Annotated in this window: 14 protein-coding genes; all 14 read right to left on the reverse strand. The window is 41.6% G+C overall.

Annotated elements, in window-relative coordinates; translation table 11 throughout:
• Window positions 1–474: 474 nt before the first annotated feature.
• Entirely contained in the window at window positions 475–1,977 is a 1,503-nt protein-coding gene (gene lysS, locus CDZ94_RS20675; protein WP_096441083.1) for a lysine--tRNA ligase, read from the reverse strand.
• Window positions 1,978–2,152: 175 nt separating this feature from the next.
• Window positions 2,153–3,163: a tRNA dihydrouridine synthase DusB gene (gene dusB / locus CDZ94_RS20680; RefSeq protein ID WP_096441085.1), complete on the reverse strand. Its 1,011-nt coding sequence runs from the start codon at window positions 3,161–3,163 to the stop codon at window positions 2,153–2,155.
• Window positions 3,164–3,178: 15 nt separating this feature from the next.
• Window positions 3,179–3,385, reverse strand: coding sequence for a helix-turn-helix domain-containing protein (locus tag CDZ94_RS20685; protein ID WP_096441087.1), 207 nt, complete (start codon window positions 3,383–3,385; stop codon window positions 3,179–3,181).
• Window positions 3,337–3,873, reverse strand: coding sequence for a 2-amino-4-hydroxy-6-hydroxymethyldihydropteridine diphosphokinase (gene folK / locus CDZ94_RS20690; RefSeq protein ID WP_096441089.1), 537 nt, complete (start codon window positions 3,871–3,873; stop codon window positions 3,337–3,339). Before folK ends, CDZ94_RS20685 begins: the two co-directional genes overlap by 49 nt.
• Entirely contained in the window at window positions 3,870–4,235 is a 366-nt protein-coding gene (gene folB, locus CDZ94_RS20695) for a dihydroneopterin aldolase (RefSeq protein ID WP_096441091.1), read from the reverse strand. Before folB ends, folK begins: the two co-directional genes overlap by 4 nt.
• On the reverse strand, window positions 4,228–5,073 hold the full coding sequence (gene folP, locus CDZ94_RS20700) for a dihydropteroate synthase (RefSeq protein ID WP_096441093.1): 846 nt from the start codon (window positions 5,071–5,073) through the stop codon (window positions 4,228–4,230). The genes folB and folP overlap by 8 nt, the downstream gene beginning before the upstream one ends.
• A 7-nt stretch (window positions 5,074–5,080) precedes the next feature.
• Window positions 5,081–5,953 (reverse strand): aminodeoxychorismate lyase, encoded by an 873-nt coding sequence (gene pabC, locus CDZ94_RS20705; protein WP_198546753.1) that lies wholly within the window; start codon window positions 5,951–5,953, stop codon window positions 5,081–5,083.
• Window positions 5,937–6,533 carry an aminodeoxychorismate/anthranilate synthase component II gene (gene pabA / locus CDZ94_RS20710; protein ID WP_096441097.1) on the reverse strand — a complete coding sequence of 199 codons (597 nt, stop codon included), beginning with the start codon at window positions 6,531–6,533 and terminating at the stop codon, window positions 5,937–5,939. Before pabA ends, pabC begins: the two co-directional genes overlap by 17 nt.
• Window positions 6,534–6,546: 13 nt before the next feature.
• The gene (locus CDZ94_RS20715) at window positions 6,547–7,995 is read right to left on the reverse strand and encodes an anthranilate synthase component I family protein (RefSeq protein WP_096441099.1); all 1,449 of its coding nucleotides are present in this window, start codon (window positions 7,993–7,995) and stop codon (window positions 6,547–6,549) included.
• A 683-nt stretch (window positions 7,996–8,678) separates the two neighbouring features.
• Entirely contained in the window at window positions 8,679–9,611 is a 933-nt protein-coding gene (gene cysK, locus CDZ94_RS20720; RefSeq protein WP_096441101.1) for a cysteine synthase A, read from the reverse strand.
• 115 nt (window positions 9,612–9,726) lie between these two features.
• The gene (gene hslO, locus CDZ94_RS20725; protein WP_096441103.1) at window positions 9,727–10,623 is read right to left on the reverse strand and encodes an Hsp33 family molecular chaperone HslO; all 897 of its coding nucleotides are present in this window, start codon (window positions 10,621–10,623) and stop codon (window positions 9,727–9,729) included.
• Between the two features lie 56 nt (window positions 10,624–10,679).
• Window positions 10,680–11,450, reverse strand: a complete 771-nt coding sequence (locus CDZ94_RS20730) for a type III pantothenate kinase (RefSeq protein WP_096441105.1) — start codon at window positions 11,448–11,450, stop codon at window positions 10,680–10,682.
• A 217-nt stretch (window positions 11,451–11,667) separates the two neighbouring features.
• Window positions 11,668–13,713, reverse strand: a complete 2,046-nt coding sequence (gene ftsH / locus CDZ94_RS20735; RefSeq protein WP_096441107.1) for an ATP-dependent zinc metalloprotease FtsH — start codon at window positions 13,711–13,713, stop codon at window positions 11,668–11,670.
• A 70-nt stretch (window positions 13,714–13,783) separates the two neighbouring features.
• A complete protein-coding gene (hpt, locus tag CDZ94_RS20740; protein WP_096441109.1) occupies window positions 13,784–14,323 on the reverse strand; it encodes a hypoxanthine phosphoribosyltransferase in 540 nt (179 codons plus the stop codon).
• Window positions 14,324–14,332: the final 9 nt, after the last annotated feature.

The raw sequence follows: 14,332 nt of genomic DNA on the forward strand, positions 1-14,332 counted from the left end.
GAGCCAGGATCAAACTCTCCGTAGAAAGTTCGATGTCTCTGACATCATAAAATAATTCATTGACGGAATATCTCTCAATATCCCACGTTTCGCTTGGCTTTTTGTTTAGTTTTCAAAGGTCAAAATGTTTTTCGGTGTCGTTTTTCGGCGACTTAACTAATATAACATTTAGCCAACCGCGAGTCAACACTTTTTAAAAACTTTTTTGTTGAATTTTGTTTTGCGCTGTATCGAACGTTGTCGTGTCAGCGACGAATAATAATATACCACGCTTTCTCAAAAGAAAGCAACCCTAAAAACGAAAAAACTTAAAAAATATTTTGCCCGAAATTCTTTCTACCATTCAACATACTATCACAAAACCGATCATTATAGTTAATCCCCTTCCTTTTGCAATAATATTTCATGAAAATCCTGCAAAACAAAACGCCCTTGCTACCTAAAAGCAGCAAGGGCGTCACTGAATATTGTAGTTTATTCTTCAGATGTTTCACGATGACGCATTTGTGGAAATAACAAAACGTCTCGAATAGATTGTGCATTTGTTAACAGCATAATCAAGCGGTCAATCCCAATACCAAGACCGCCAGTTGGCGGCATTCCATATTCTAACGATTCTACGAAGTCGTCATCCATCATATGCGCTTCGTCATCACCTTGCTCCCGTTCAACAAGTTGAGCTTCGAATCGCTCACGCTGGTCAACCGGATCATTAAGTTCCGTAAAAGCATTTGCATGTTCGCGACCGACAATAAAAAGTTCAAAGCGGTCTGTAAAGCGTGGGTCATCCGCATTCTTTTTTGCTAATGGAGAAATATCCAATGGATGTCCATAAATGAAGGTAGGTTGAATCAACTTCTCTTCCACAAATGTTTCAAAGAACTCATTGACGACATGGCCGTACTTCATCGTATCTTTTATAGGTACGTTATGCTCTTTAGCTAAAGTACGCGCTTCTTCGTCCGACATCTCTTTCCAGAAATCCACACCGGTGTATTCTTTAATAGCGTCTACCATATGCACTCGTTTCCAGTTTGGCTTCAGTTCAATTTCTGCTTCACCGTACTGGATTTTTGTTGAACCTAGTACATCCTCTGCAATATGAGCTACAAGGTTTTCGGTCAGTGCCATGATATCTTTATAATCAGCATAAGCTTCATACAACTCAATCATTGTAAACTCCGGATTATGCCTTGTTGATACCCCTTCATTTCGGAACACTCGTCCAACCTCATATACTTTTTCTAAACCACCGACAATGAGTCTCTTCAAATGAAGCTCGATTGCAATCCGCATGTAAAGTGTCATATCCAAAGCATTATGGTGGGTAATAAACGGACGCGCGGATGCTCCACCTGCAATGGAGTGCAGCATCGGTGTTTCTACTTCTAAGTATCCATTATTATCTAAATAACGACGCATGGATTGGATAATGCGACTCCTTAATACAAAAGTTTCGCGAACTTCGGGGTTCACGATTAAGTCGAGGTAACGCTGACGATAGCGTTGCTCTACATCTTTTAGCCCATGATATTTGTCAGGAAGCGGGCGCAAAGACTTTGAAAGTAGTTGGAAGCTGGTTACTTTCACAGAAAGCTCGCCTACTTTTGTTTTGAATGCTAGTCCAGAGACACCCACAATATCACCGATGTCAACTTTGTTAAATTGATCGTACTGTTCGTCTCCTACTGAATCTTTTCTTACATAGATTTGGATTTGACCTGAGAGGTCCTGAACATGAGCAAAACCAGCTTTTCCTTTTCCTCGTTTTGTCATAATGCGGCCAGCTAGTGTTATCGGAAAGCTTTTCTCTTCTAGTTCCTCTTTTGTGAAAGAATCATAGGCCTTTGTTACCTCGGTTGCCGTATGTGTACGTTCAAATCGCCCTCCAAATGGGTCAATTCCCAAGTCGATCATTTCTTTCATTTTTTCGCGTCGGACTTGCAGCTGGTCATTTAATTCTAATTCTTGACTCAACTTCACCATCTCCTGTTTACGTAATTTGCTTTTCCCATGCTTCAAATTCAAAAGCTATTATATGTTCTTTTTTATAAACGACAAATGAAGAAAAACTGCCAGTATCAGACTGGCAGTTTCCGTTATATCTCAGAGGTATTATAGGAGACTCTTCCTGTATTGTCAACTTAGTCGCTTAACCAGCAACTTCAGAAGAGGCATCTTTAGCTTTTCTTGCCTCGACGGCTTCTACTACTTCATCTAATGCAGCAGCAAGGTCGTCTCTTTTCGTTACTTGATTAATTCGGTCACGTACACGAGCAGCCCCTCGCATTCCTTTAATATACCAGGATGCATGTTTGCGCATTTCACGAACCGCTACTTCTTCACCTTTAAGATCAATGAGACGATCCATATGAAGAGTAGCTACGTCCATCTTTTCCCTTGGTGAAGGCTCTGGGATGTTTTCTCCTGTTTCCAAGTAATGAATAGTGCGATAAAGCATCCACGGATTTCCTAATGCCGCTCTTCCTATCATCACACCATCAACACCTGTTGTATCAAGCATCCGTCTAGCATCTTCAGGAGTCTTCACATCACCGTTTCCGATAACAGGGATACTTACCGAGTCCTTTACATCCTTAATGATATCCCAATTAGCAGTGCCTTCATACATTTGGACACGGGTTCTTCCGTGCAAGGCAACGGCTTTTCCTCCGGCTCTTTCAATGGAACGGGCATTATCCACTGCATAAATGTGGTCTTCATCCCATCCCATTCGCATTTTAACTGTAACAGGTTTATCGACTGCTTCTACAACATAGGATACCATGTCATAGATCTTATTCGGATCGAGAAGCCATTTCGCACCTGCATCACATTTGGTTATTTTCGGGACCGGACAGCCCATATTAATATCAATAATGTCTGCGTTCGTTTGTTTGTCCACGACTTTTGCCGCTTCAACCAAAGTATCTTTATCTCCACCGAAAACTTGTAAGCTCAATGGTTTCTCACGCTCATCTACGTATAGCATTTGCATTGAACGTTCATTTTTGTGAAGAATCGCTTTATCACTCACCATCTCAGCACAGACGAGTCCAGCCCCAAAGTCTTTTGCTATTAAGCGAAAAGCAGGGTTACAAACGCCGGCCATCGGTGCTAAAACAACTTGGTTATCCATTGTAATATCGCCGATTTTAAGCATGGTTTCACCTCTTCTTTATTTAATCGTTGTTAAATCATCGACCGTCACGCCCAATGTGTTGGCGACGGAAGCAATGAGTTCATCAGATGGCTTACGGTTTCCTCGCTCAATCTCTCCTAAAACAGACACAGAGATTCCCAGCTCTTTTGAGAAACCTTCTTGCGTATATCCTTTTAGTTTCCGAAAGGCTCGGATTCGTCTGGCCCAGATGAGTTCTTCCATTCGCACACACCCTCTTTATCGAATAAATCATCTATATAATGATCAATTTGTTGTCCATTTGGAAAACGAAGCTTTGGTTCAATTTCTGATAACGGAATGAGTACGAAACCTCTTTCGTACATTCTTGGGTGGGGAATTTCTAACCGTTCCAACTTTATATTTTCTTTATTATAGAGCAAAATGTCAAGGTCTATTGTCCGTGGTCCCCAACGAAGGTCGCGCTTTCTCCCAAGTGTCGATTCAATATGTTGAAGAAAATCTAGTAAATCAAGAGGTGACAGAGAAGTTTTGATGTAAATTACCATATTTAAAAAAGCCGATTGTTCCGTGAATCCGACCGGATCCGTTTCATAAACGGAAGATTTTTCTAGCAAGGTAATGGATGGGTTTACTTCCAGTTTTTCAATGGCTTCCGTTAACGTTTTCTCACGGTCACCTATATTTGAACCGAGTGCAATGTAGGCTTGTTGATCTTGTCTTTGGTTCATGATGAACGGTCCCTTCTAATTTCAACAGCGACACTATCGTAATGGCCTGGAATTGGCGGATCAGGTTTGATCACTTTAATGGTGCAAGCTTCCACGACCGAGAAAGTAGCGAGCAAGGTTTTGGCAATCCGCTCGCACAACGTTTCAACGAGTTTGACCGGCTCAGCTTCCATCGTTTTTTTTACTTGCTCATATACTTCTGCATAATTAACGGTTTTGTCTAAATCATCCGTTGTACCGGCGGGTTTTGTGTCCATATCCAAAGAAACATCTACATACCAACGCTGCCCAAGCTTATTTTCTTCAGCAAAAGCTCCGTGGTAGGCGTAAAATTCCATTCCTTTTATATGTACTTTATCCATGGTAACCTCCTTTACCAAGCATCACATCCATCATTTTTACCATTCTGCTAATTTCCTTCACATCATGAACACGCACGATGTCACACCCTTTATCAATACCAAAACAAACGGTCGCTCCTGTTCCTTCAACTCGCTCGTTGACAGGTAAATCAAGGGTTTTAGCAATCAAAGATTTCTTTGATGTTCCAAGTAATACCGGAAAACCAAGGGCAGTGATTTGCTCTAAATGACGCATCACCAGTACGTTATCCTCGTATGTTTTAGCAAAGCCAATGCCTGGGTCAAGGATGATTCGATTCCTCTTAACGCCTGCCTGCCAACAAATATCGATACTTTCTTTCAGGTCTTCAATAATATCTATCATTAAGTCGTTATATACTGCTTCTTCCCTGTTATGCATAAGAATAATAGGTACATCGTACTTAGCAGCAACTTCTGCCATTCGCGGGTCATACTTTGCTCCCCAAACATCATTGATAATATTTGCACCTGCTTCAATCGCTGCTTCTGCTACATTTGCTTTGTAAGTGTCAATGGAAATTGGGACATCAACGTGTTTTTTTACCTCTTTGATAGGTGCAATGATACGGCGCAATTCCTCTTCTTCATCGACCTTTATCGCTCCAGGTCGCGTCGACTCGCCGCCAATATCAATAATATCTGCTCCATGTTCGACCATCTCGACAGCGTGTCGGACAGCACTTTGCAATTCATCATGTTGACCTCCATCAGAAAAAGAGTCTGGTGTGAGGTTTAAAATACCCATCATATAGGTTTTTTGTGAGAAATCCAGTGAATGGTGATCCCAAGTAATCTTTGACGATTTTTGTGTTAACATAATTCACTCACCTTTTACTTAATTCATCGCGCGACCACAACAATTGGGTTTCAGTCACGTTCGCATACATCGCGGACAGCTCTTTATACAGTAACCCATCGTGACCTGCAAATGGATGACCTTTAGCGCTTGAAATAGACACAATTTCTTGAATAGAGTTCGTTATCATAACTTCTTCAGCTTCAAGTAATGCAGATAAAGGATAAAAACCTTCATGGACCGAGTAGCCTAAACTTTTAATTAACCGAATCACAAATTGTCTAGTGACTCCGTTTAAAATGCCACAATTTACACTTGGTGTGAACACATTTTCCCCTTGGCGCCAGAACACATTTGAAACAACCCCTTCTGCAACATACCCTTCCGCTGTTAAAAAAAGACCTTCCGCGTCTCTTTCATCTGCTATTTCTAATTTTCCATAAATATTATTCAAAAAATGATGAGATTTCAACCTTTCTTTGCCCTCAGGTGTGTTACGTGGCTGACTTAAAACAACGAGCTTTTTCTCTAAAGTTGCTTTAGAAGGAAGCTCTTTTATAAAAACAATCGTATTTGGAGAGGAATATGCGGAGGTTGAAAGCCCTATCGGCCCCTCTCCTGCTGAGACATTCCATCTAAAATAGGCATCAGTTAGCTCGTTTTCTTTGAGAAGTTTTTGAATAATCTCGGTAACTTGTCTACGATCATATTGGCTGACGTTTATACGGAGGTTTTTCAGCCCATCATGTAATCGTTGAAAATGGTCATCCAACAAAAATGGATGACCTTGATACGTGCGAAAAGTTTCAAATAAACCGAGTCCATACATAAAACCGTGATCAAATGGAGAAATTCTTACTTCCTGCGGTGGAATGATACTGCCATTACAGTAAATTAGCATGTCGATTCAACTCCCTGAACTCTTCGATAAAGTTTTTTAGTAGCCTCTTCCCTTCGGCCGTCATAATCGACTCAGGGTGGAACTGTACCCCTTCGACAGGCAGTGTTTTATGACGAATCGCCATAATTTCTCCTTCCTCCGTTTGTGCACTGATCTTAAAGCAATCAGGAAGAGATTCTCTTTCTACGATCAAAGAATGGTAACGGGTAGCCACCATGGGAGATGGCAGTCCTTTAAAGACAGACTTTTCGTCATGATAGATCTCAGAGGTTTTTCCGTGCATTAATCGATCGGCACGGATGACGTTACCACCAAACACTTGCGCAATCGATTGATGTCCTAAACACACTCCGAAGATGGGAATTTCCCCTGCGAAACGTTGTACTACTTCCATGCTCACACCTGCTTCATTCGGGGAACATGGACCAGGGGAAATCATAATAAATTTTGGCTTCATTTCAAGAATCTCATCTACAGAAATTTTATCATTACGTCTGACGACAAGCTCCTCTCCCAACTCACCCAAATATTGGACTAAATTGTACGTAAATGAATCATAATTATCGATCATTAAAATCATGTTAATACCCTCCTCAGCTCAACCTCATCTTGTTTCTTATCTCATCTTCACTCATCTCTTTTGCTTTCCATAACGCTCTCGCTTTTTTTAAAGATTCCTTATACTCTGCTTCCGGGTCAGAATCAATGACAATTCCTGCGCCGGCTTGTACGTGGGCTGTGCCATTTTCAACGATCATCGTCCTAATCGATATATTCAATTCCATATCGCCATTAAAGCCAATCCAACCTAAAGAGCCGGTATAAACACCTCTTCTGACGGGTTCAAGCTCTTCAATGATCTCCATCGTGCGGATTTTTGGTGCGCCAGTGATAGTACCGCCTGGAAATGTCGCTGCGATTACATCGGCCACGGAACGATTATCAGCTAGTTTCCCGCGAACATTGGAGACGATATGCATCACATGGGAATACTTTTCAATGACCATCAGCTCGTCTACTTCCACTGTGCCATAACGGGAAACTCTTCCAAGGTCATTTCGCTCCAAGTCCACAAGCATAACGTGTTCAGCTCGTTCTTTTTCATTATTGATTAACGTATCGGCTAGCTGTTGATCTTCTCGTTCATCTTTTCCTCTTGATCTCGTCCCTGCGATTGGACGTGTGCTCACTTCGTCTCCCTTTACTTTCACCAACAACTCCGGTGAAGCACTTACAAGCTGTACATCACTTGTGTGGAAGTAACCCATATAAGGTGATGGGTTGAATTGGCGGACACAATCATAGACATGGAGTGGGTGGGTAAACAATGGCTGAGATTCTCTAACGGAAAGATTCACTTGAAAAACGTCCCCTTGAGCTATATAGCTTTGCACTTGTTTTACCGCTTCCATAAATGCTGGCTGAGAAAAGCTACGTATTCGAGTATAAGAACGTTGCTCTTGCTCACTTTTATACCAGTATTGTGTCTCTCCTAATGTTTTTTCTTCTGCTTTCCGCCATGCTTGGTGAAGTGTTTCCAGCTTTTCTTCTTTAACTTCATTACTGTCTCCAACACGTATATGCGTGATCACCCAGAAAAGCTTTTCATGATGATCAATCACATAAAGGTCATCAAAAGCAAGGAAATGAAGGTCATTCGTTTTCAGATCATCTGCTGCTTTTCCAGGCAATGTTTCGATCTCTCGAATTAAATCGTAACTGACGGATCCAAACAAACCTCCTTGACAGTCAGGGAGGCTGTCCACTTTATCAGTCTCATATTCTTTGAGCCATTTCTCCAGGCTTTGTAGCAATGGCCCCATCAACACTTCCTCTTTTTCATTGGTGTGGATCGTCAGTTTATTATCTTTCCCAATCAGTTCAGCCCAAGGAGAAACGCCAATCATTGAATAACGTCCCCCTCGGCCACTTTCTAATAATATATATTGCTTACTTTTGTTTGCAAGCTTCGTAAACGTCACAAACCAATCTTGGCTGATTTCACTCATTTTGTATGATTTTCCAACGGCTAAGCGCTTCATGTGCTACCTTCACCCATTTCAAAGCGTACTTTTAATTGTGTATTTAAAATTAATTATACTTAGCCTGTCCGATATCTGCAATGTTCGCGTTATTCTTGTAGAGTTAGTTTTATTAGAGGACCTGTTGATTTAAGTAAAATAATTCTACACAAAAGTACATTTTTTCTACCCAGTATTGATGTTTTCTCACAAAAAAAAACAGATTAATTCTATCATTTAAGTTAAGAAAAACCCTCGAGTAGAAAAAATCAATGTTGTGTAGAATAGGGATTGCTGAATAGCTTTAGAACTCAAATACAAAGGGTGCTCACTGCGGGGTCTTCTGCTGCTCCTGTGGTTCCTCGTCGCAAGAAGACCATTGTTGCTTTTCCTGCTGGAGTCTCTGCCATTGCAGCAGTCCCCCGTAGCTATTCCCATGTGTATCTTAAAATCAGGTGCAAGGTTTTTGGCAATAGGAGCGTTATTTCCTTGCATATTCTCTCCATGAGAAAGAGTATACCCTCTGCCACTCAGGCGTATGCTACTTATTCAGTAGCCTCTAGAATATGTCAGCTTTTGTGTAGAGTAAAGCCTGTTTTATGTAGAATCGTCCCTAACAAAAACCAATTCGCTAAAAAAGTTAAACTTTCTTAAAGTATAGAAAAACAGAAGGGCTAGCTCATACAAGCCAGCCCTTCTGTTTGTTATTCGTTTCCTTCAAATTGATAAAGCGGTGTGCTGAGGTAACGTTCGCCATTACTCGGAATGACAGCAACAACTTTTTTACCTTTTCCTAGTTTCTTTGCCACTTCAAGCGCGGCATAAACAGCTGCTCCTGAAGAAATCCCACCAAGGATACCTTCCTCCTTAGCAGCACGTCTCGCATATTCAAAAGCATTTTCAGTAGAAACTGTCATCACTTCATCGTACGATTTCGTATCTAAAATATCAGGTACAAATCCGGCACCGATCCCTTGGATTTTATGAGGACCAGGGCTTCCTCCAGATAATATAGGAGAATCTTGAGGCTCTAGCGCAACAGTATGCAAGTTCGGAAATTTCTCCTTCAGCACTTCACCCGCGCCGGTTATTGTACCTCCTGTACCAATTCCCGAAATAAAGGCGTCAAGCTGATCGCCTACTTGTTCGAGTAATTCTTTTCCTGTTGTTTCACGATGTACTTTTGGGTTGGCTTCGTTTTGAAATTGCTGCGGCATGAAGTATCCATGCTCACGCTGAAGTTCCGTCGCTTTTCGTATGGCACCGTTCATTCCTTCAGGACCTGGTGTTAAGACAAGTTCAGCTCCATAAGCACGAAGCAAGTTCCGTCTTTCCATACTCATTGTATCAGGCATAACCAAGACCGTTTGGTAGCCTTTTGCAGCTGCTACCATCGCAAGACCAATACCGGTGTTTCCACTCGTAGGCTCAATGATCGTGTCGCCTACTTTTAAGTGGCCTTTTTCTTCAGCATCTTCAATCATCGACAGCGCAATTCGGTCTTTCACGCTACTCCCCGGGTTCATAAATTCTAATTTCAAATAAACGTCAGCATGTTCATCGGTGACAAGTCGGTTTAACTTTACTAACGGTGTTTCTCCTATCAATTCAGTGATTGAATTAACAACCTTTGCCATTCCAAATTCCTCCTCAGCCCGTTTGATACCCGAGTATGTTTATATGTTTTATTATATTAAAACCTAGCGTATCAAAACCTTTCTCACCCGTCAATAAATATGGATGAGTATTCCTTTATTGAGGTTGCTCGCCTGCCCGCTTTTCATCTAACAGTTCTTGCAATTCTGCTTTTGTAAATGTATATTTCGCATTACAAAAATGACATTGCGTTTCTGCCCCACCATCTTCCTCAATCATCGCAACAATGTCGTCTTCATTTAATCCCATAATCGCATTTGAGATGCGCTCTTTTGAACATTGGCATTGGAAAGCTACATCCACCTGGTCAAGAATTTGGACGTTTTCTGCTCCCAAGATCGTATGAAGAAGCTCTTCAGGGGTTAACCCATCTTGAATAAGTTGAGAAATCGAAGGCATGGCCGTTAATTTATTCTCAATTTCATCGATCACTTCATCAGTTACACCAGGCATCAGTTGAATAATAAACCCACCCGCAGCTGATACACTCTCATCTTTTTCGATAATGACACCAAGTCCTACTGAGCTTGGCGTTTGCTCTGAATTAGCAAAATAATAGGTAAAATCTTCACCTAATTCGCCTGAAACAATTGGGACAGTCCCGGTAAAATTATCTTTTAACCCTAAATACTTTACGACAGAAAGCATACCATTTCTTCCAACTGCTTCTGCGACATTTAGCTTTCCTTCGTCATTTCGTTCCGGATCAACATGTGGATTTTTCACATACCCTCTAGCTTCCCCTTGTGCATTTGCGTCAACTATAATCGGACTTACCGGACCATCCGCTTCAATTTTTACCGTTATTTTCTCTTCTCCTTTTAACATCGTTCCCATCATCGTCGCTGCAGTTAACGACCTCCCTAATGCTGCAGTCACTGTTCGCCATGTATCGTGGCGGCGAGCAGCTTCTTGAACCATGTCTGTAGAGCGGATGGCATAAGCTCTTACCTTTCCATCATATGCTAATGCTTTCACTAAATAATCAGCCATATCAATAAATTCTCCTTTCGTTTCACTACTACTTATTATCCCACTGTATTAAAGGACTAACGTGTTTTATTTTTTTCATAAATGACTTGCAGCCCTTTGATTGTCAATAACGGATCAACTCGGTCAATGACATTCGTTTCATTGGAAATCAGGTCACATAATCCTCCCGTAGCAACTACCGTTGGGGGCTCTTTCGCTTGTTTTTTCATTTCTTTTACGATTCCTTCCACTTGGCCGACGTAGCCATAAACAATTCCCGCCTGCATAGCATGTACTGTATTTTTACCTACCACTCCATCCGGCTTTGTAATTTCAATTCTTGGAAGTTTGGACGCATGATTATAAAGTGCCTCTGTCGCTATTTTAATTCCTGGAGCGATCGCACCACCAATATATTGCCTCCGTTCATTGATGTAACAAAATGTAGTGGCTGTTCCGAAGTCGACGATAATGAGGGGACTACCGTAAAGCTCCAATGCACCTACAGCATTGGCAATCCGGTCAGAACCTATTTCTCGAGGATTCTCTGAAGTAATATTCAGACCTGTTTTTATTCCCGGTCCAATCACTTGAGGATCGAGATTAAAGTATTTTTTACACATCTTCACAAGTGCATACATCATCGATGGTGCTACTGAGGACATCATTACACCATCAATATTACGGAAAGTAACACGAGCGTGGTCAAAGAGACTTCTTATAACCATGGCATACTCATCTTCCGTTTTATTCGTATCCGTTCCAATCCGCCAATGGTGCATGAGTTGTTCACCATCATAAACGCCGATTACAATATTCGTATTTCCAATGTCTAAAACTAAAAGCATCTACGCCCCTCCTTCACCAAGAATAAGAAAACAGCGTTAGATTTCGCCGTATATTTTTAAGTTTCAAGGATGTTTCCCCTTGAGACGAGCGGCGTGAAGATAGCTGTCGCTCTAAACTTGTGTATCTCTCCAGAAGAAAAGGGTGTCTTAAAAGGTTGGTTTTTGACCTCTTAAGACACCCCTCCAATTGACCTTTTGAGCAGGCCTTATTGCATGTTTACTCTTTTTTATTGTTATCTTTATCTTCGTCGTCACCGAACGGTCGTTCAATCTGACTGTCGAGGTAACTTCCTCGGTTTTCTTCCTTGTTGTCAGCTTCTTCTGTTGTATCGGCTTCGTCTTTTTTGCCTTGGATGTTTACTTTAAGATCATCCTCTGAGTCACCATTTAGTTTGTCAGCCATATGATGACCTTCTGGCATTTTTCCATCTTCAACGAGGGACTTAATTTGCTCAGCATCGAGCGTCTCATGTTCAAGAAGCATTTCTGCTACGAGCTCTAACTTATCTTTATTTTCAACGAGAATCTGTTTACAACGCTCATAAGATTCTTTAATGATTCGTTGAATTTCTGTATCAATTTCATGAGCAATCGCATCACTGTAATTTGGTTCATTGTTAATATCTTTTCCAAGGAACACCTCTCCTTGAGGTGAACCAAATTGCAATGGACCAAGCTTTTCACTCATACCATATTCAGTAACCATTTTGCGAGCAATCCCCGTTGCACGCTGGAAGTCATTATGAGCTCCAGTGCTTACTTCCCCGAACATCACTTCTTCTGCAACCCGGCCGCCTAATAAACCGATGATTTTATCGATTAGCTCTGGTTTGGTCATGAAGTAGCGATCTTCTTTTGGCAGCATCATGGCATAGCCGCCTGCTTGACCACGAGGAACGATCGTTACTTTGTGAACCATATCAGCATTCTCAAGCTTTACACCAACTACGGTATGTCCGGCTTCGTGGTGTGCTACAATACCACGTTCTTTATCAGAGATGACACGACTCTTCTTAGAAGGTCCGGCAATTACACGATCAATCGCTTCTTCTACGGATTCCATATCGATCTTTTCTTTATCCGAACGAGCAGCTACGAGGGCCGCTTCATTCAATAAATTCTCAAGGTCGGCACCAGAAAAGCCTGGTGTACGATAGGCAATCGTTTTAAGTTCCACATCATCAGATAACGGTTTATTTTTCGCATGAACACCGAGTACTTCTTCACGTCCTTTAACATCTGGACGACCGACCATAATTTGACGGTCAAAACGACCTGGACGCAGTAAAGCAGGGTCTAAAATATCCGCACGGTTTGTAGCCGCAATGAGGATAATCCCTTCGTTTGCACCAAATCCGTCCATTTCAACGAGAAGCTGATTCAACGTCTGTTCACGTTCATCGTGTCCGCCTCCTAGCCCGGCGCCACGACGACGACCAACGGCATCGATCTCGTCTATAAAGATGATACATGGAGAATTCTTTTTCGCATTTTCAAACAAGTCACGGACACGAGAGGCACCGACACCGACGAACATTTCGACAAAGTCTGAACCACTAATTGAGAAGAATGGAACTCCAGCTTCTCCTGCTACTGCACGTGCCAATAGTGTTTTACCGGTACCCGGAGGTCCGACTAAGAGTACACCCTTAGGTATTCGAGCACCAATTTGTGAGAATTTTCGCGGATCTTTTAAGAAGTCCACAACCTCTACTAGTTCCTGTTTCTCTTCTTCAGCACCTGCTACATCTTTAAAGCGAGCTTTTTTCTTATCTTCACTGTATAGCTTCGCCTTACTCTTACCAAAGTTCATCACCCGGCTGCCGCCACCTTGGGCCTGACTGAGTAAGAAGAAGAACAAAATAAAGATAATGATAAATGGAATAATCGCGGTAAAGACCGTTACCCATCCACTTGGCTCTTCTGCCTCTTCAAATTGAACCGAATCTGTCTGGTTAACTAACGCTACAATTTGACCAATCATTTCTGGTGTGTCTGGAACATTGACAATGAAAGATTGTCCTTCTTCGGTCTCTTCTTCCTCATCACCAGCACCAGGGACTAAGTTACCTCGTATAATATATACCTCTCCACCCGGTTGGGCAGTCAAGTTGTTAATTTCACCATTTTCTAAGTACTCCTGAAACTCATTAAACGTCATTTCTTCTGTTGCGTCCTGATCCCCATTAAAGAGGCTCACAATCCCAACAATGACTAAGAAAATTAATAAATAGAAGATCGTATTACGAAAAATCCGATTCATTCTTTACCTCCTCCCGCGTACAAGTACACTTAAAATATAGTACCATACAACCATCCTTCATCACAATTAATTAACTCTCATATATTTCCGGCTTTAAGATGCCGATGAACGGGAGGTTGCGATAACGTTCTGCAAAATCTAAGCCATACCCAACAACAAACTCATCGGGTACTGTAAACCCTGCGATATCAGGTACAAGATCAACTTTTCGGCCTTCAGGTTTATCTAGAAGGGTGACGATTTTTACTGACTTTGCCTTGCGGTAATGAAATAACTTCACAAGGTAGCTTAATGTTAGCCCGCTATCAATGATATCTTCAAGGATTAAGACGTCCCGTCCTTCTACAGAAGTGTTCAAATCCTTTACAATCTTAACTTCTCCAGTTGAGACCATTTCATTACCATAACTTGAAACATCCATTAAATCGAGTTCTACGTGGGTGTCGATTTTTTGAATCAAGTCTCCCATAAATGGAAGGGAACCTTTTAACACACCGATGACTAATGGAAAGCGGTTATCGTATTCTTCCGTTAATTGTTTACCCAATTCGGCAATTTTTTGCTGAATTTCTTCTTCAGAAATTAAAACTGATTGAATATCGTCTCTCATAATGTACCG

The sequence above is a fragment of the Alteribacter populi genome (genome assembly GCF_002352765.1).
GTDB lineage: Bacteria > Bacillota > Bacilli > Bacillales > Salisediminibacteriaceae > Alteribacter > Alteribacter populi.